Consider the following 18281-nt stretch of genomic DNA (forward strand, 5'->3'; position numbering starts at 1 on the left):
AAATTAGGCTATTAAATGCAAAAAGCCCGCATCGAGTGCGGGCTTTTTGTTTAAATCTTGTCTCTTTTACATGAGCACAGAAATTCACACCACCCGCTAAGTTGGGAAGTGCCACCACCAGTTGATGTTGTTGAATTGCTGTATCGTCATTTCAGTACTTAACTCATGTGAAAGTAAAATCTTGTTGATGGCTATATAGAAACATCCCCTCCGTGACCTTGTCAATTGAATATTTTTCTATTTGGCGTATTTATCATCTTGAGATCACAATCTGCATCGAATGCCGATGAGATTTAACGATTCCCATGCAATTTCGTCCAATTTCATCCAATTAGATGTTTCTAATAACAAAGTCGAGTAGAATAAAGGGATGACAGATGAAACGCGTTTAATCGATCTTCACAGCCACACCACGGCATCCGACGGCCAGTTAACCCCGTCTGAATTAGTGGCCAGAGCCCTGGATAATGGGGTGCAGATGTTGGCCATTACCGATCACGATACCTTAGCCGGTCTCAAGGAAGCCCATAGCTTCAACGAGCGTCAAGCCGAGCCTTTGGCCCTGATTAACGGCTGCGAAATCTCCACCCGTTGGAATAACTTCGATATTCATATCGTTGCACTCAATATCGACCCCGAACATAAGGGGCTGGATGCCTTCTTGACCGAGCAGCGCGCCTTACGTGAGGCACGTGCGATGGAGATAGGTGTACGTCTTGAGAAGGCCGGGATCGGCGGAGCCTATGAGGGCGCCAAGGCGTTAGCCGAAGGCGCCGACCTGAGTCGCGGCCATTATGCCCGCTGGTTAGCCGATAACGGCTATGCCCCCAATGCGGCCGCGGTATTCAAGAAGTATCTGGCGCGGGGCAAGACAGGTTATGTGCCCAACAATTGGTCCGATATGGAAACCGCTATCGCGATCATTCATGAGGCAGGCGGTATTGCCGTATTGGCGCACCCCAGCGGCTACAAGCTGTCGGCCAAGTGGCTAAAGCGCTTGGTGCGAGAGTTTAAGGCCGCCGGTGGCGATGCCATGGAAGTGGTGCTGGGTCAGCAGACCCTAGACGATCGTAATAATTTAATTGCCTTGAGTCGGCTTAATGACCTTTACGCCTCCCTGGGAAGCGATTTCCATTTCCCCGGCAGCTGGCTTGAGTTAGGTAAAAATATGTTCCAACCCCAAGGAGTCGATTGGGTGTGGCAAATGGATAATTGGATGGTAAACCCATGAGTCAATTTTTTTATGTACATGAGGAAAATCCTCAGGTTCGCCTGATCAATCAGGCGGTGAATGTGATCAAGCAGGGTGGGGTGGTGGTCTACCCCACAGACTCTGGCTATGCCTTAGGTTGCCTGCTGGGCGAGAAAGACGCGATGACTCGCATAGTGCGTATTCGTCAGATAGAGAACGATCACAATTTCTCCTTGATGGTGCGTGACCAGTCCGAGCTGGCGACCTATGCCAGGGTGGACAATCAGGCTTACCGCGTGCTGAAGCACAACACACCTGGGCCATACACCTTCATCTTCAAGGCGACCAAAGAGGTGCCTAAGCGCCTGCAAAACCCGAAGAAGAAGACTATCGGTATTCGCGTGCCAGACAATGTGATTGCCCTGGCGCTTCTGGAAGCGCTCGATGCGCCGCTGATGTCTACCAGTCTTATTTTGCCGGGTGAAGAGTTTGCCGAGTCAGATCCTGAGCACATTCGCGACATCCTTGAGCATCAGGTGGATGTGATTATTCATGGCGGTTATCTGGGTGAGAAACCTACCACGGTTATCGATCTGTCTGAGGGTGATATCGAGATTCTACGTGAAGGCGCCGGGGATATTAGCCAGTTTGGCTAAAGCCCTGTCTATTGGCCAAATTTGCAGGTATAATCGCGCGTTTGGTGTCGATTAGCCTCGCCTTGGCTGGATGATTATCCGCCATCGATCGGTGCAGGTCCTCACCATTTAAGTTACAGATTTAGTTTAGTTATACCTTTAGCTTCCCGCAGGGTGATACCTACCGGGTGACTTGGAGAGCGGATGCAGGGGACTCAGCAAAGTTTACCTTTGGCCCTGGTCAGGGGCGAGCCCGTCAGAGAACTGCCGGCGGATCTCTTTATTCCGCCCGAGGCGCTGGAGGTGTTTCTCGAGTCTTTCGAAGGGCCGCTGGATCTACTGCTCTATCTTATCCGCAAGCAGAAGCTGGATATTGTCGAGATGGCCATTGCGCCGGTAACGGATCAATATCTCGAATACATTGAACTCTTGCAAGGCGCTCGGGTAGAACTGGCCGCCGACTATCTGGTGATGGCCGCGACCCTGGCCGAGATAAAGTCGCGTCTCTTGTTACCAAGGCCCGAGCTTGAAGAGGAAGATGAGGCGGACCCACGAGCCGAGCTGATCAGACAGCTTAAGGCCTACGAGGTGATTAAGGATGCGCAGCAAAGGCTAGATGCCTTGCCGCGACTCGAGCGGGATGTGTTTCAGGCCAAGGTGCTGCCGGCGCCGGATATCAAGCCTGTGTTGGTGCCGCCGTCTGTGTCGTTGGTGGAGTTAGCCGGTGCTTTCGCGGCCGTGTTAAAACGGGTCGAGGCCACTGAGCATCACCATGTGAGACGCGAGCAGCTGTCGACACGGGAACGCATGACGCAAATATTGGCTATGCTAGAAGGCAAGTCCTATGTGCCTTTTGAGCAGCTATTTGATGTTTCTGAGGGGCGAGCTGGCGTGGTGGTGAGCTTTCTTGCACTGATGGAGCTGGTGAAAGAGCTTTTGGTCGATCTGATCCAGGCGCAGCCGCTGTCGACCATACATGTTAGGGCCTATTGATTGTCGAGTAAGAAACTGCAAATAAATCCGGATCAGCTCAAACAGCTGATTGAAGCTAGTCTGTTTGTGATGGCAAAGACGGTCTCTATCAAGCACTTAAATGAGAGTGTGCTGGCCAACTTTAGCGTCTCCCGCGCCAAAGTGAAGGCCGCCATTGAGGAGTTGCAGCAGGATTATCTGGGGCGGGGCATAGAGTTAGTCAAGGTGGCGGGCGGTTATCGTTTTCAGTCGATCGAAACCTTGAGTCCTTACTTGCAGCCACTGTGGCAGGAGAAGGCGCCGCGCTATTCGCGAGCGACGCTGGAGACGCTGGCGGTGATCGCCTATCGTCAGCCGGTTACCCGCGCCGACATAGAGTTTGTTCGTGGTGTGGCGGTGGGAAGCCACATCATAAAGAGTCTATCCGATAGACATTGGATTAAGATAATCGGTCATAAAGAGGTGCCGGGCAGGCCCGCACTCTATGCGACCACAAATGAATTTTTAGCCTATTTTGGCTTGGACAGGATAGCGGACCTTCCTCCGTTATCCGATGCCGAGTCACTAGCGGCGCTGTTTGGGGCTCCCCAGACTGTGGAAATCCCTGCAAAATAGCCGCAAAAAAACTCGATGATGAAGCTGCCGGTAACGAATAACGTTACATATACGGCATATATTGCCTTCACTCTAAAAGCCTATTTGTCTTCTTTTGCTTGGCAACGACCGTAAGTATGCTGCTTTGTTTGCGGTAACGATGGAAGTGCTAACGGTTGAGCCAATACAATCAGAATCTTTTCAAAAGCTGTCCTCAGTTGCTTTTCCTAAGTGCTGATTGTTTTATGGTCGGCGCTATGTCCCGGAGAATTCTTCTTGGTTGCATGATTCGTTGCTATCTGTAGAAGTGTTCTTTCTTGTTTCATTGGCCAGCTAGGCAACCAGATGCCTTGTTAGTGAAAGATGGTGGCCTCATAGTCCTAGATGTTTCGTATAGTCAAGGTAAAGCAACGCCGGAGCAATCTCTCTGTGATTTACCTATGTTGTAGTCGTGCCACATCTCTTGACTGCGCTTTCTACCCTTCTAAATTATCCCGTTTGGAACGAAAAATGCCCTTTTATAGAATTCCTAATACTTTGAGCAAGCTCAATAATCATGCTGGTATGATTGCAAAGCTTTAGAAGGAGGGATAGGTTAGGAAAGTAGGGGCAAGGGAATGTTGCAAATGGAATTATATTCAAGGAGTGAAGCCGTGGTTGATAATCTTGTCAACACTAATGAAAGCTACTATCGCTACTGGGGCAAGGCAAAGAAATCTCCGGAGCAAACAGGGGCTGATTATCATCTGTTGGTTTATCACTGTTTGGATGTTGCGGCAGTTGGATATCAGGTGTTAGATGAAGATAATCACCTGTGCCGGGATTTAGCAGAGTTGCTGTCTATCGATCCTAAACAATTGCGTCAGTTGTTTACCTTTACACTGGCGTTGCATGATTTAGGCAAGTTTGCCGCTACTTTTCAAAACTTAAAAGCATTCCCCGAATTAGGGGATAAACCCTGCAAAACGAATTATGACGCAAGCACAGCGCGTCATGACAAACTCGGCTTTGTGCTCTGGCATCATTTGCTAATGCAAGGGCTGGTCCAACTTGAAGATTGGTTGCCGAATATAGATGACGTCGATCGTAAAGACTTTTTCCTCAGCTTATTTGACTTATCCTTTGCCCATCACGGCAAGCCAGTTGAGCACGACAAGCGGACGGCAAAAAAGCTGAATAAACACATAGGAGACGAGGGGTTAAAGGCTGCTGCTGAGTTTGTTAGGGATATTTACGCGCTTCTCCCCATTGATTGGCTGCAATTGCCAATCAACGATCTGGATTGGCTGACCCGTTTTAAACAAGCAAGCTGGTATTTATCCGGGTTGGCCGTCTTTTGCGACTGGCTCGGTTCCGACAATCAAGTATTTAGCTATCAGACGCAAGCCAAGCCGCTAGAGCAATACTGGTCGCAGGCATTGACGCAAGCAACTCATGCGCTCGCCAAAACCGACCTGTTCACGCCCACCCAGGCTCTGCCGTTTGATTCAATCCGGGAACAGTTTGGATTTACTCCATCTCCCTTACAGCAATGGGCCGAAAGCGTAGAGATTACCTCACCTGGTCAGCTGTTTATTCTCGAAGATATAACCGGTGCGGGAAAAACCGAGGCGGCATTGGCGCTGACGCACAGGCTGATAGCCGCAGGTCATGCCGATGGCTTCTATTTTGGTTTGCCGACCATGGCGACCTCCAATGCTATGTTTGGCCGCGTAGCCGAGCACTACGGTAAAATATTAAACAATAAAGATGGGGCGGTGAGCCTGATGCTGGCACATGGCGCCAGGGAAATGAACGACACCTTTCAGCGTGCAAAAATCGCGGGGTTCAGGCTGGAGGCGAATTACGCTGCGGGCGACGATTCCACCAGTTTATATTGCAATCAGTGGCTGGCGGACTCCCGCAAGAAGGCTTTGCTGGCACCTGCTGGTGTTGGCACCATAGATCAACCCTTGCTGGCAATTTTGCCCAGCAAACACCAAACCCTACGTTTGCTCGGGTTGCATCGCAAGGTGTTGATATTTGACGAAGTTCATAGTGCAGATGAGTACATGTTTGAGCTCTTGGATGACTTGCTGCAGTTACATATTCGCCAAGGTGGTAGCGCGATTTTGTTAAGTGCGACTCTGGCACAAATGCAAAGAAACAGGCTGGTTCAGGCTTGGTATCAGGGAGCCGGTATTGCTTTACCAGCTCAGCCACAAAGTGTGTGTTTTCCCCTTGCCACCCAAGTGACCTTACTGGGTGAGTTAACCGAAACACCTTTGCAAAGTCGCAGCGAGTTAAGCCGTGAGATTGGCGTGCAATTCATCCATTCCGAGTCCGATTGTTTAGGTGAAGTCATGGCAGCGGTCGCGCAAGGCAAGTGCGTGGTCTGGATCCGAAATTCGGTGGACGATGCCTATCGCGCCTATCAGCAAGTACGGGAGAAAATGGATAATCAAGACGATTGTCTGCTGTTTCACAGTCGCTTCGTTTTGGGTCATCGAAAAGCCGCCGAAAACAAGGTGCTGGACTGGTTCGGTAAAGCTTCTAAGCAAGCCGAGCGGGCGGGCAAGGTGCTGATCTCAACTCAGGTATTCCAGGAAAGCATCGACGCCGACCTGGATCTCATGATTTCCGATATTTGCCCCATCGACGATTTGATCCAGCGCAGCGGTCGACTGATGCGACATACCCGTAACGAATCTGGAGCGTATCAACAAGGCGTTAAGGAGCATCGCTCCGCGCCCAACCTGATTATTCATGCCCCCGAATGGCACCCTGAACCGGAAAGCGATTGGCTAATAAAGCAGTTCCGCAATACCCAAGCCGTCTATCGCTCTCCTGGCAAGCTGTGGCTGGGTATGCAAAAGTTGCGAGAGCTCGGCAGAATTAAAATGCCGGACAACGCCAGAGAGTTGATCGAGGCCGTATATGGCTATGATGCAAATCAAAACATGCCTGAAAATCTGCAAGGGCAACATTTAGTGGCTGCTGGCGAGCAGCGCCACAAACGGCATCAGGCAGAGCGTCTAAAACTTAACTGGCGCGCCGGTTTCGGCCCGGACAGCAGCGATACCTGGTTTGACGACGATATAGAGATCAGCACCCGCTACAGCGACTTGGAATATCAGGAAGTGCTGGTACTGGTGTTAGAAGAAAACCACTTACGGCCCATAGTACAGGATGCGCGCTACAGTATTCAACTGAGCACGGTAAAGCTGGAAAAGCACAATACGGCCGATTGTCTGGCTGAGCTTCCCGATAAATACCTGGAGCAAATCGAACGGTTACAACAGCTGGAGCCAAGGGTTAAGTATCTGAAGCTGTGGCTGCCGGAGGTCGATCCCTTGTTCGGTTATTGCCAATTACGAGGTGTGTTTAAAAAGGAAAATCCCCGCTGATGCGGGGAACGAGCTGAGCTTACAGCACTTTAGTGGTTCATCCCCAATGAATGAGGAAATAAAAGTATAAAGTATTTTAGCGGCATTATGAACTTACCTTAGAGTATTTTTAGCTTTCAGCAATTTAGCTTTTTATTTTTGATCTTTGGATTGTTCTGATCTAACCTGTAACTTATGTCGTTGGCAAAAGTTAGCAGAGTAGGTCATGGATCTTGAGAAAATCCTAAGAGTTATAAGAGATTGGAAACCGACCATAGAGCAGTTGTTTCTTTTGGTTTTAATCATTGTTTTGGTTTACGTGTCCAAAATGTAGAAAGAGTGAGAAGGGAATGAACTTATTAACCTCAAGCTGGATGCCATTTAAGTTAAAAGACGGTTCCGAGCGTTACTTGCCCGTTCGGCATATTGCTGATCCGCAAGTGCTGGACTTTGCCCAGCCCCGAGCCGATTTCCAAGGCGCGGCCTATCAATTTGCCATTGGCCTGTTGCAAACCCTGTTTGCGCCAAAGGATAAGAAGCACTGGTATCGCTTGTATCAAACACCGCCGACATTAGGCGAACTACAACAAGCCTTGTTAAAAGCCGAACCCGCCTTTGAGATGATTGCTAAAGACGGCAAAGACGGCCCGCTGTTTATGCAGGATTTTGAACCCTTGTCAGATGCAAGCCCTTCTTCTGTTTCCGGGCTCTTAATTGAGGCTCCGGGCGGCAATACCCTTAAGCAAAATACCGATCACTTTGTGAAGCGGGGCATAGGTGAAACGCTATCGCCGGAAATGGCCGCGATCGCCTTGTTTACCCTGCAAATCAATGCGCCGTCGGGCGGGCAGGGCCACAGAACCGGGCTTCGGGGCGGGGGGCCTTTAACCACCTTGTTGTTACCGAATCGACAGGACGCGACCCTATGGCAGAAGCTTTGGTTAAATGTGATCAGCGGACCCTATCTTGAAATACTCACCCGTGTTCAGCTAGCACCAGATCTTACCTCAGAGCAAGTATTCCCCTGGCTTGCGCCGACCCGGTTAAGTAAGGCCAAGGGCAGTGAAACCTATGTCGAAGACGTTCACCCCTTGCATATGTATTGGGCAATGCCGCGTCGTATTCGTCTGCTCGCAGAAGATCAAAGTGGTGTGTGCAGTTTAACGGGCAAACAAACAGATAGTTTATTTACCCAATTACGTACGCAAAACTACGGCTATAACTACGCGGGCCAATGGTTGCATCCGTTAACACCGTATCGCTTTAACCCGAAAAAGCCGCAAGAAGAGCCGTTTTCTATCAAGGCGCAACCGGGTGGTTTGGGGTATCGGCACTGGCACACCTTGCTGTTCGACGATAGCGAAGGTGGCGTATTGGCGGCCTCGGTGATCAAATCGTTCAATCAAGAGAAATACGACAACACTCACCTAGAAGATGAAGGCATACGACTCTGGGCCTTTGGTTTTGATATGGACAATATGAAAGCCAGAGGCTGGTATTCCGTGGAGTTTCCGTATATCTACATTGATGAAGCATACAGAGAAGCATTTCTAACTGAGGTGAAAAGCTTACTGAAGCTTGCCAGCGAAGCGGTCTGGCACCTCAGGACTCAAATTAAAGCCGCGTTGTTCGAACGGCCTTCCGAAGCGAAAGGCGATCTGAGTCACTATGAACAGCGTTTTTGGCAGCAAAGCCAGCAAGCCTTTTTTGCCGCAGTCAAGGCCGTTAAAGGCCAAATAGAGCAGGGCGGTGAGACATTAACGGGCCAGGCTGCAAAGTTCTGGCTCACTCAAGTACGGCAAAGCGCATTGGCTATTTTCGATGATGCGGTAACCAACAATATTGAACTGGGCAACAGCCAAAAAACACAACGAAAAATACTGGCACGCAGGCAGTTGACGGGCTGGCTGTTTGGCGGAAAAGAGATCAACAATTATCAGCAAGAAAGGCTGTCGGCGCTTATGGAGGAAGCACAGTGAAGACCTATTCAAAAGATTTAAGCCAAGTAAATTTAGCCAACTCGCTGTTACGCTGGTGGCAGGCGATGCATTTATCTGAGCAGGACTTAAAAGAGATTGAGCCGCCTGTTCGGCCCGCTCCGACAAGGTATAGAGCTGAGCTTAAACGATGTGAATCGAGCGAGCAGATCATGCTCAGCGAAGGATTTCGAGCCCTTTGGTTGCCCCTAATTAATCAATTGGACAGCCAAAACGAAGACCAGGTCGGTATTAAGCTTAACATCGAAGCATGGGCCGTGGTTGCAGGGGTATTAGCCGACGTTAGAGCAAACAGTGTCAATCCGTTTGCGCATGACTTGGGGTTGATAAATCCGGAGACCGACAAGCCCGTTGTCAGCGAATTACGCTTCCAACAGTTGCAAGCATCCAAGAGTAGCGACGAACTGTTAACCCGGGCACGCCGCTTGATAAAACAGCTCGGCAGTAAAGCGAACCCAGTTTCTGTGGCCGATGACATTCTTTGTTGGTTCCAGGAGCAAAGCCCAAGCCAAAGTCAAAACCGTCCACAACAGGCTGATAAGCGTTTGGCAGTGCGCTGGGCGCGGTCTTATTACGAAGCGGCCCTGCCGGTCAAAAAATCAAAAGCGACTTATTAATTCAAGTTCATATAAGGAAAGACGAGCATGACAAAATTTATTCAACTTCACCTGTTAACTTCTTATCCGCCTTCAAATTTAAATCGTGATGATTTGGGGCGTCCAAAAACGGCAACAATGGGTGGCACCGAGCGATTAAGGGTGTCATCGCAAAGTTTAAAACGTACCTGGCGGACATCAGATCTGTTTGAAAATGCCATGTCAGGTCATATCGGTACGCGCACCAAGCGTTTAGGCAGTGAAGCAGAAGCTAAATTAATCGCACAAGGCGTCTCAGAAAAAAATGCCAAGGCATGGGCGATAATGATTGCCAGTGAATTCGGCAAAGCTAAAAAAGATTCGACCGAAATAGAGCAGCTGGCCCACATAAGTCCGGAAGAACAGCAATTGGTAGATAGCTTAATTACAACCTTAGCTGCAGAAAATAGAGCGCCCGAAGAGAAAGAATTGATGCTGTTGCGCGCAAAAACCAAAGCTGTTGATATCGCCCTGTTTGGCCGCATGCTCGCTTCGAGCCCCGAATACAACATCGAAGCTGCCTGCCAGGTCGCGCATGGGATCAGCGTGCACAGTGTTGCAATTGAAGACGACTACTTTACCGCGGTGGACGATCTGAATAGCGCAGGCGATCAAGGTGCTGCCCATATTGGCGAAGCAGGTTTTGCCGCAGCGCTTTTTTACAGCTACATCTGTATCGACAAAGAATTGTTGGTAGACAACTTGGATGGTGATGTTGAGCTGGCTACGAAAGCGGTTGCAGCCTTAACCGAGGCGGCAGTTAAAGTTTCTCCAAAGGGTAAGCAAAACACATTTGCTTCTCGCGCCTATGCATCCTATGTACTGGCAGAGAAAGGCGCACAGCAACCTCGCTCATTATCCGTGGCTTTCTTAGAGCCAATTCATGGTAATCAGCAAGCAGTGGATGCTATTGCCAAGCTCACACGACAAGTTGAGAACTTCGATAAAGTGTACGGCGATTGTGCCGACAGCCGAATGAGTCTTAATGCAATAACGGGCGAAGGCGATTTCAATGCGCTTAAAAACTTTATAGCCGATTAGCGGGGCTATCTATGGATTATTTAGTATTTCGACTTTACGGCGCGATGGCCAGTTGGGGGGAAGCTGCTGTGGGGGGGGACAGACCCACCGCAACATATCCTTCGCGTTCTGCCATTATCGGCTTACTGGCCGCCGCACTGGGCATTAAGCGCGAAGATAATGTGCGGATGGGGCAGCTTATCTCCTGTGTCAGGTTGGCAGTTAAGCAAACGTCTGCGGGTGTATTGAATCGTGATTTTCATACCGCTCAGGTGCCGTCATTCAATAAAAAAGTGGTGCACAATACGAGAAAGGACGAGCTATCCGGTGAAGGTCATAAGCTCAATACAATTTTGTCTAAACGTGATTACCGCTGCGACGGTTTATGGACGGTTGCTATCAGGCTGACAGAGCAAGCCGAATTTGACTTGGTACAGTTATCAACAGCACTACAAAAACCTAAGTTTACCTTGTACCTGGGACGTAAATCTTGCCCGTTATCGGCCCCGGTATCGGCAAGGCAGATATTCTGTGAATCTTTGCAGCAAGCATTGGATACGGAGTTTCCGCCATTGCTGAGTGAAGGTAAAGATCCGTTCTGGCTTCGGCTCCCCAAGCAAGTGACTTATTACTGGCAAGGTAACAAGGATGATATTCATGGTGGACACGTTGAGACGCACCAAGTATGGGATCAACCTACCGATAGACTGCGCTGGCAGTTTACAAGCCGGGAAGAGCACAGGGTAACCAAGGAGCTTGTTCATCATGTATCTAAGTAAAGTTAGTTTCAAGCATAGCCAGTTCGCTCGTGAGCAGTTAATTAAACAGCTGCAAAACGGCGCTTACACAAGCCATCAACTTGTTTGGCAGTTGTTTCCCGATCAGCCGGATAAAAAGAGAGATTTTTTATTCAGGGAGGAGCGGATTGGCGCAAGCATTGGCTTTTACCTTCTCTCCAGCGAGCCGCCCAGTGCGGCACAGGAGCTGTTTGATGTGCAAACCAAACCCTTCAACCCTGTGCTCACTCAGGGGATGAAGTTAGGTTTTCGTCTAACGGCGAATCCTACCGTTTCTAAAAAACTCAATCCGGACGACAAACGCTCGAAGCGATTTGATGTGATGATGCACGCCAAAAAGCAATTACAGCAACAGGGAGAAACGGACAAGAAGCGAATTCAACAAGCTATGACGGAAGCAGCTCAAGGTTGGTTGATGGATGAAAAGCGGCAGCGAGATTTTGGTTTCCGTATTGATATTGTGCCGGACATAGTCGCCAGTGAACAGCACCATACGGCCAAAAAAGGCATCAAAGGGAGCATTCAGTTTACTTCTGTCGATTACCAAGGTGTCTTAACGGTGACGGATCCTGAATTGTTTAAAGCTAAATTATATGAAGGCATCGGCCGGGCCAAGGCATTCGGTTGCGGCCTGATGCTGATCCGCCGAATTTAACCAAGTAACAATAAAGGACAACGGATGTCATTTGTTCCCTTAAAACCCGTGCCCATCAAAGATCGCAACTCCATGATGTTCGTCGCCATGGGGCGTATCGATGTACGCGACGGGGCCTTTGTGGTGGTCGACGAGGTCAACGGCGAGCGCCTGGTGATCCCGGTCGGTTCGGTTGTTTGCCTGTTGCTGGAACCGGGCACCCGGGTCAGTCATGCGGCGGTCAAGCTGGCGGCGACCACGGGTACCTTGCTGATCTGGGTCGGCGAAGCCGGAGTGAGGCTTTATTCGGTCGGTCAGCCCGGCGGCGCCCGTTCCGACAAGTTGCTCTACCAAGCCAAACTGGCGCTCGACGAAGAGCTTCGGCTTAAGGTGGTGCGTAAAATGTTCGAACTCAGGTTCGGCGAAGCGGCCCCGCAGCGTAGGAGTGTCGATCAGCTGCGTGGCATTGAAGGCGCTCGGGTACGCAAAACCTACGAACTGCTCGCCAAACAGTACAAGGTGCATTGGCGGGGCAGGCGTTATGATCCCAAGGACTGGGAAAAGGGCGATACCGTCAACCAGTGCATCAGCGCCGCCACGGCCTGTTTGTACGGTGTGACGGAAGCGGCCATATTGGCGGCGGGGTACGCCCCCGCCATCGGATTTCTGCACACCGGCAAGCCCTTGTCGTTCGTTTACGATATTGCCGACATTATCAAGTTCGATACCGTGGTGCCTGTGGCGTTTAAAATCGCGGGCAGGGGATATGTGGCCCAGCCGGATCGCGAGGTGCGAATCGCCTGCCGGGAAGTCTTTCGTAAGGACAAGGTGCTTGCCCGTTTGATCCCCTTGATTGAAGAGGTTTTGAGCGCCGGAGAAATCACGCCGCCCGAACCTTATCCGGATGCTCAGCCTCCGGCCATTCCTGAGCCTGAATCTATTGGCGATCTGGGACACAGGAGCGGTGGTTCATGAGTATGTGTGTGGTTGTCACCGAAGCCGTGCCACCGAGGCTGCGAGGACGCCTGGCGGTTTGGTTGTTGGAAGTCAGGGCGGGCGTCTACGTCGGCGACGTTAGTCGACGCATCCGCGAGATGATTTGGTATCAGGTTACCGAACTGGCGGAAGAGGGGAACGTAGTGATGGCCTGGGCGACCAATACGGAATCCGGCTTCGATCTGGTGACCTACGGGGAAAACGCCCGCACCCCGGTCGATTTCGACGGCCTTCGTTTAGTGAAATACGCCCCAAATATCTCGGGTTCCGACGGCGGCGAATAAGCCCTGTTTGTTCTTTAACAATTCGGTAGATTTCTACAACCTGTTTTTTTCTAATAAAAACAAGTGTATATTTTTAGAGTGCTCCCCGTACCCACGGGGATAAACCGGAGACTTTTATGTCTAAGTTAACCGCTCTGAAGTGCTCCCCGTACCCACGGGGATAAACCGCTAGAGAGTCAAATCCCTCTGTCGCTAACCAAGTGCTCCCCGTACCCACGGGGATAAACCGATGGAGTGGATCGTCTATGGCTCGTAGCAAACGTGCTCCCCGTACCCACGGGGATAAACCGAAATCTCGCTGACGATTTGCCATCCAGGTGTTGTGCTCCCCGTACCCACGGGGATAAACCGGCTACCCCATCGCGCACACCAACGGCATTCCGGTGCTCCCCGTACCCACGGGGATAAACCGCACATCATTGTTGCCAACGATTAGATAATGGCGTGCTCCCCGTACCCACGGGGATAAACCGGCTGCTGATCTTGGAGTTGTCAGTAAACGACTGTGCTCCCCGTACCCACGGGGATAAACCGCAAGAGGTGATCGAAAAGATGACCCTGGCCTAGTGCTCCCCGTACCCACGGGGATAAACCGTTTTTATTGACACGAATCTGACTTACGCCTAAGTGCTCCCCGTACCCACGGGGATAAACCGGCAGATGAGCAAGCCGAGCAGGAGCGCATCGCGTGCTCCCCGTACCCACGGGGATAAACCAGGTACTTATCATGGCTAGAGGAAGAACTATATGTGCTCCCCGTACCCACGGGGATAAACCGGCAACCTCAGCCGCAACAAGGATATCATGGAAGTGCTCCCCGTACCCACGGGGATAAACCGTTGGTGGCTATCCGCAGTTTTCTAAGGTATCGGTGCTCCCCGTACCCACGGGGATAAACCGTCATGGAGCTACTCGCCTAATGCGCCGCTTGTGTGCTCCCCGTACCCACGGGGATAAACCGACCCAGCAGAAAAATGTGATGCTAATGGCGTTGTGCTCCCCGTACCCACGGGGATAAACCGGGGGTTACTTCTTAGAACGTTTTTTCTCGATTGTGCTCCCCGTACCCACGGGGATAAACCGATTGTTGTAGTTAGCGCGCGGTACCTTTACTTGTGCTCCCCGTACCCACGGGGATAAACCGGCAAGTAAAAAAGCGGTCAGGCAGGGCGAAGGGTGCTCCCCGTACCCACGGGGATAAACCGGCCCTTAATCCTAAAAAGGTGGCGCTATGAAGGTGCTCCCCGTACCCACGGGGATAAACCGTGCCTCGTTTGACTCATTGGTTAGCCATGTTAGTGCTCCCCGTACCCACGGGGATAAACCGCACTGAGTTCTGAAAAGTTCACCACTAAGAGCGTGCTCCCCGTACCCACGGGGATAAACCGCCTGGCTCGCAAGTACGACTGGAACAGATCCAGTGCTCCCCGTACCCACGGGGATAAACCGCGATCATCGGTCAGATGGGCGCTCGTATGTTGGTGCTCCCCGTACCCACGGGGATAAACCGAGAACTGGAGATTTAAAATGTCATTAGAAGACGTGCTCCCCGTACCCACGGGGATAAACCGTTAGAAACCGCTCGCCGCGCAGATAACGGAACGTGCTCCCCGTACCCACGGGGATAAACCGATTTCGCCCTTAAAAAGCGAGTGCTTGAAAAAGTGCTCCCCGTACCCACGGGGATAAACCGATAATCTCGCTACCTGGCTCTAGGGTTTGAATGTGCTCCCCGTACCCACGGGGATAAACCGATAGAGAAGCAACGGTCGATGATGTCATGAACGTGCTCCCCGTACCCACGGGGATAAACCGCAAAACTAGGCTTGATACCTAATAGAGAATTAGTGCTCCCCGTACCCACGGGGATAAACCGTGATGAACATCAGAACCCACTGCTTTCTTAAAGTGCTCCCCGTACCCACGGGGATAAACCGGAATTAGTCATGGCTAAATTATTTTTGTTAGGGTGCTCCCCGTACCCACGGGGATAAACCGTCGTCATCGATGACCCCGAAAACACGTCCGGGGTGCTCCCCGTACCCACGGGGATAAACCGTTTTCATTAGATGACTTGGGGTCGTTTGGCACGTGCTCCCCGTACCCACGGGGATAAACCGAAAACAGGTCTTTTAGTTCTCGATGAGTTAGGGTGCTCCCCGTACCCACGGGGATAAACCGCCTACTACCAGTATTTCGGGCAAAGTCTTTGAGTGCTCCCCGTACCCACGGGGATAAACCGGGCAGGGATCTCTTTTCATCTGAGGCTAAAAAGTGCTCCCCGTACCCACGGGGATAAACCGCGAATATTTACCGTTCGACAAGTGCCGCACCGGTGCTCCCCGTACCCACGGGGATAAACCGTGTGGCATTATTGACGATATTGAACATTAACTGTGCTCCCCGTACCCACGGGGATAAACCGCGACTGCACGACAAAGATGTGTAACGAGCTATGTGCTCCCCGTACCCACGGGGATAAACCGACTTTTAATGTGCCACATGTACTACTCTATGTGTGCTCCCCGTACCCACGGGGATAAACCGTTTATCTTTCTGCAGCCCTACACCTCTGACTTGTGCTCCCCGTACCCACGGGGATAAACCGGTCGTAGCGCTGGACGTGGCGCGTCGAACACTGTGCTCCCCGTACCCACGGGGATAAACCGACGCTGGCACCGTCACCCTAAACAGCGACTTTGTGCTCCCCGTACCCACGGGGATAAACCGGCCGTTTTCGATGAAAATGGCTATATCATTTAGTGCTCCCCGTACCCACGGGGATAAACCGCGCCTGTTATTCAGGATTCTAATTCTGTTGTTGTGCTCCCCGTACCCACGGGGATAAACCGTAAATTTGTATGTTGCGCGTATAAATGTACTAGTGCTCCCCGTACCCACGGGGATAAACCGTATAAAAGAAACAGAAGTTCTTAGGATATTGAGTGCTCCCCGTACCCACGGGGATAAACCGTTCATGAGAGAGCATGGATTCAAAACAAAGAAGTGCTCCCCGTACCCACGGGGATAAACCGATAACTGTCAAGCTAAATTTTACCAATAGTTCGTGCTCCCCGTACCCACGGGGATAAACCGCTCGAGCAGCTCACCACGACCACTATCCATCAGTGCTCCCCGTACCCACGGGGATAAACCGGTACTCAAGGATAGCTTTAATCAAATCAAGACGTGCTCCCCGTACCCACGGGGATAAACCGGCTGCGCGACCCTGAAAACTGCCAACCAATTTGTGCTCCCCGTACCCACGGGGATAAACCGGTGATGCGAGGGGAGTACTCCATTACTTGTGTGTGCTCCCCGTACCCACGGGGATAAACCGTTTTTGATTGATGTTTACAAAAATAAAGGGGGGGGCTCCCCGTACCCACGGGGATAAACCGCAGCTTGATGAGGATATTGACGGTTTTATGGAGTGTGCTCCCCGTACCCACGGGGATAAACCGCGTGGACTTATCAACGCCATTAATAAATTTACGTGCTCCCCGTACCCACGGGGATAAACCGTATAAAAGAAACAGAAGTTCTTAGGATATTGAGTGCTCCCCGTACCCACGGGGATAAACCGCGTGGACTTATCAACGCCATTAATAAATTTACGTGCTCCCCGTACCCACGGGGATAAACCGTATAAAAGAAACAGAAGTTCTTAGGATATTGAGTGCTCCCCGTACCCACGGGGATAAACCGTTCATGAGAGAGCATGGATTCAAAACAAAGAAGTGCTCCCCGTACCCACGGGGATAAACCGAACGTGACAGACTAATCACGGAAACAGATTGGGTGCTCCCCGTACCCACGGGGATAAACCGCCAGCTCGTACTGTCTACTGGCAAAGAGCCTAGTGCTCCCCGTACCCACGGGGATAAACCGCCATGACAAGCCCTGATGTTTTAGCTTTTGCTGTGCTCCCCGTACCCACGGGGATAAACCGTATACGAGGCGAAATACACCAGCATTAATTTCGTGCTCCCCGTACCCACGGGGATAAACCGTGATCGTGATTGAGCTGACAAAGTTTTACCAAGTGCTCCCCGTACCCACGGGGATAAACCGTAAGTTAAGGGAAACAACGGTGATGGTCAAAAGTGCTCCCCGTACCCACGGGGATAAACCGTGAGCCACTACGATCGTAAGTCGCTGGAATTGGTGCTCCCCGTACCCACGGGGATAAACCGCGGCAGCGATAAGAAAGCGCAAATCAGTACCTGTGCTCCCCGTACCCACGGGGATAAACCGTCCGACATTATTTATCACCTCTTAAACACTCGGTGCTCCCCGTACCCACGGGGATAAACCGTTCATCGGTTCAAGTGCTGACGACCTACCGTCGTGCTCCCCGTACCCACGGGGATAAACCGGCGTGGAACGGTTGGAATTTGTATCCAGCCAGGTGCTCCCCGTACCCACGGGGATAAACCGATCGCCATTGCTCGCCATAAGAAGGCAGACGAGTGCTCCCCGTACCCACGGGGATAAACCGCTCAGCAGCAAAGTGAAACCGATCAGCTGCAAGTGCTCCCCGTACCCACGGGGATAAACCGCATGGAGCTGCGCGAGGGTGGTGTCGCGGTTAGTGCTCCCCGTACCCACGGGGATAAACCGCGAAACAGATGGCGCAAATTCCAGCTAAAACTGTGCTCCCCGTACCCACGGGGATAAACCGGCGTGGCTTATGTGGCTGTTGAGTCCAATTGTGTGCTCCCCGTACCCACGGGGATAAACCGCTAGTAGCCGCTAATAGTTCATCCTTAAAATCGTGCTCCCCGTACCCACGGGGATAAACCGAATAACCTGTACACTACAACGACTGGTCAAGAGTGCTCCCCGTACCCACGGGGATAAACCGTGGTGACGCGTACGACGTCGAGATCACATTCCGTGCTCCCCGTACTGTAGTGGCATAGTGAATTTGGCCACCTGAATAGACGAAGTGATAGACTCACTTCCAGAGAAAAGGTGGTAGAAATGAAGAACACAAGACCGACATTCAGTGCAGAGTTCAAATTAGAAGCTGCGCAGCTGGTAACGAAACAGGGATACAGCATAACTGAGGCTGCAAGCGCGATGGGCGTCAGTAATTCAGCCATGCGTAAATGGGTAAACCAGCTTAGACAGGAGAAGCAAGGCGTATCCCCCAAA

General features: G+C 51.2%; 13 protein-coding genes and 1 CRISPR repeat array. All 13 genes read left to right on the forward strand.

Annotated features, from left to right (window positions below):
* Positions 1–370 precede the first annotated feature (370 nt).
* Positions 371–1231: a PHP domain-containing protein gene (locus L1D47_RS16720; protein WP_239886120.1), complete on the forward strand. Its 861-nt coding sequence runs from the start codon at positions 371–373 to the stop codon at positions 1229–1231.
* Entirely contained in the window at positions 1228–1848 is a 621-nt protein-coding gene (locus tag L1D47_RS16725; RefSeq protein ID WP_041511004.1) for an L-threonylcarbamoyladenylate synthase, read from the forward strand. Before L1D47_RS16720 ends, L1D47_RS16725 begins: the two co-directional genes overlap by 4 nt.
* Positions 1849–2031: 183 nt before the next feature.
* Positions 2032–2820, forward strand: a complete 789-nt coding sequence (locus tag L1D47_RS16730; RefSeq protein WP_239886121.1) for a ScpA family protein — start codon at positions 2032–2034, stop codon at positions 2818–2820.
* Between the two features lie 15 nt (positions 2821–2835).
* A complete protein-coding gene (gene scpB, locus L1D47_RS16735; RefSeq protein ID WP_239886130.1) occupies positions 2836–3414 on the forward strand; it encodes an SMC-Scp complex subunit ScpB in 579 nt (192 codons plus the stop codon).
* 605 nt (positions 3415–4019) lie between these two features.
* Complete coding sequence (cas3, locus tag L1D47_RS16740) at positions 4020–6779, forward strand: CRISPR-associated helicase Cas3' (protein WP_239886122.1); 2760 nt, start codon at positions 4020–4022, stop codon at positions 6777–6779.
* Positions 6780–7108: 329 nt separating this feature from the next.
* A complete protein-coding gene (casA, locus tag L1D47_RS16745; protein ID WP_239886123.1) occupies positions 7109–8737 on the forward strand; it encodes a type I-E CRISPR-associated protein Cse1/CasA in 1629 nt (542 codons plus the stop codon).
* The gene (gene casB / locus L1D47_RS16750) at positions 8734–9372 is read left to right on the forward strand and encodes a type I-E CRISPR-associated protein Cse2/CasB (protein WP_239886124.1); all 639 of its coding nucleotides are present in this window, start codon (positions 8734–8736) and stop codon (positions 9370–9372) included. Before casA ends, casB begins: the two co-directional genes overlap by 4 nt.
* 27 nt (positions 9373–9399) lie before the next feature.
* Complete coding sequence (cas7e, locus tag L1D47_RS16755; protein ID WP_239886125.1) at positions 9400–10431, forward strand: type I-E CRISPR-associated protein Cas7/Cse4/CasC; 1032 nt, start codon at positions 9400–9402, stop codon at positions 10429–10431.
* 11 nt (positions 10432–10442) lie between these two features.
* Positions 10443–11189, forward strand: coding sequence for a type I-E CRISPR-associated protein Cas5/CasD (gene cas5e / locus L1D47_RS16760; protein ID WP_239886126.1), 747 nt, complete (start codon positions 10443–10445; stop codon positions 11187–11189).
* Positions 11176–11862 (forward strand): type I-E CRISPR-associated protein Cas6/Cse3/CasE, encoded by a 687-nt coding sequence (gene cas6e / locus L1D47_RS16765; protein WP_239886127.1) that lies wholly within the window; start codon positions 11176–11178, stop codon positions 11860–11862. The genes cas5e and cas6e overlap by 14 nt, the downstream gene beginning before the upstream one ends.
* A 24-nt stretch (positions 11863–11886) precedes the next feature.
* Complete coding sequence (cas1e, locus tag L1D47_RS16770) at positions 11887–12816, forward strand: type I-E CRISPR-associated endonuclease Cas1e (RefSeq protein WP_239886128.1); 930 nt, start codon at positions 11887–11889, stop codon at positions 12814–12816.
* Positions 12813–13121 (forward strand): type I-E CRISPR-associated endoribonuclease Cas2e, encoded by a 309-nt coding sequence (gene cas2e, locus L1D47_RS16775; protein ID WP_239886129.1) that lies wholly within the window; start codon positions 12813–12815, stop codon positions 13119–13121. The genes cas1e and cas2e overlap by 4 nt, the downstream gene beginning before the upstream one ends.
* 78 nt (positions 13122–13199) lie before the next feature.
* A CRISPR array of direct repeats spans positions 13200–17988; the repeat unit is 29 nt; unit sequence GTGCTCCCCGTACCCACGGGGATAAACCG.
* A gap of 119 nt (positions 17989–18107) precedes the next feature.
* Positions 18108–18281: transposase (locus L1D47_RS16780; protein WP_239882609.1), on the forward strand; the 174-nt coding region annotated here is incomplete at its 3' end.

Origin of the sequence: Shewanella sp. Isolate7 (assembly GCF_022398425.1) — a bacterium.
In the GTDB taxonomy this organism is placed as follows: domain Bacteria; phylum Pseudomonadota; class Gammaproteobacteria; order Enterobacterales; family Shewanellaceae; genus Shewanella.

Excerpts from the sequence above, each read along its gene's own strand:
- L1D47_RS16720 (WP_239886120.1), top strand. The coding sequence starts at position 371 with ATGACAGATGAAACGCGTTTAATCGATCTTCACAGCCACACCACGGCA.
- L1D47_RS16725 (WP_041511004.1), top strand. The coding sequence starts at position 1,228 with ATGAGTCAATTTTTTTATGTACATGAGGAAAATCCTCAGGTTCGCCTG.
- L1D47_RS16730 (WP_239886121.1), top strand. The coding sequence starts at position 2,032 with ATGCAGGGGACTCAGCAAAGTTTACCTTTGGCCCTGGTCAGGGGCGAG.
- cas3 (WP_239886122.1), top strand. The coding sequence starts at position 4,020 with ATGGAATTATATTCAAGGAGTGAAGCCGTGGTTGATAATCTTGTCAAC.
- casA (WP_239886123.1), top strand. The coding sequence starts at position 7,109 with ATGAACTTATTAACCTCAAGCTGGATGCCATTTAAGTTAAAAGACGGT.
- cas7e (WP_239886125.1), top strand. The coding sequence starts at position 9,400 with ATGACAAAATTTATTCAACTTCACCTGTTAACTTCTTATCCGCCTTCA.
- cas5e (WP_239886126.1), top strand. The coding sequence starts at position 10,443 with ATGGATTATTTAGTATTTCGACTTTACGGCGCGATGGCCAGTTGGGGG.
- cas6e (WP_239886127.1), top strand. The coding sequence starts at position 11,176 with ATGTATCTAAGTAAAGTTAGTTTCAAGCATAGCCAGTTCGCTCGTGAG.
- cas1e (WP_239886128.1), top strand. The coding sequence starts at position 11,887 with ATGTCATTTGTTCCCTTAAAACCCGTGCCCATCAAAGATCGCAACTCC.
- cas2e (WP_239886129.1), top strand. The coding sequence starts at position 12,813 with ATGAGTATGTGTGTGGTTGTCACCGAAGCCGTGCCACCGAGGCTGCGA.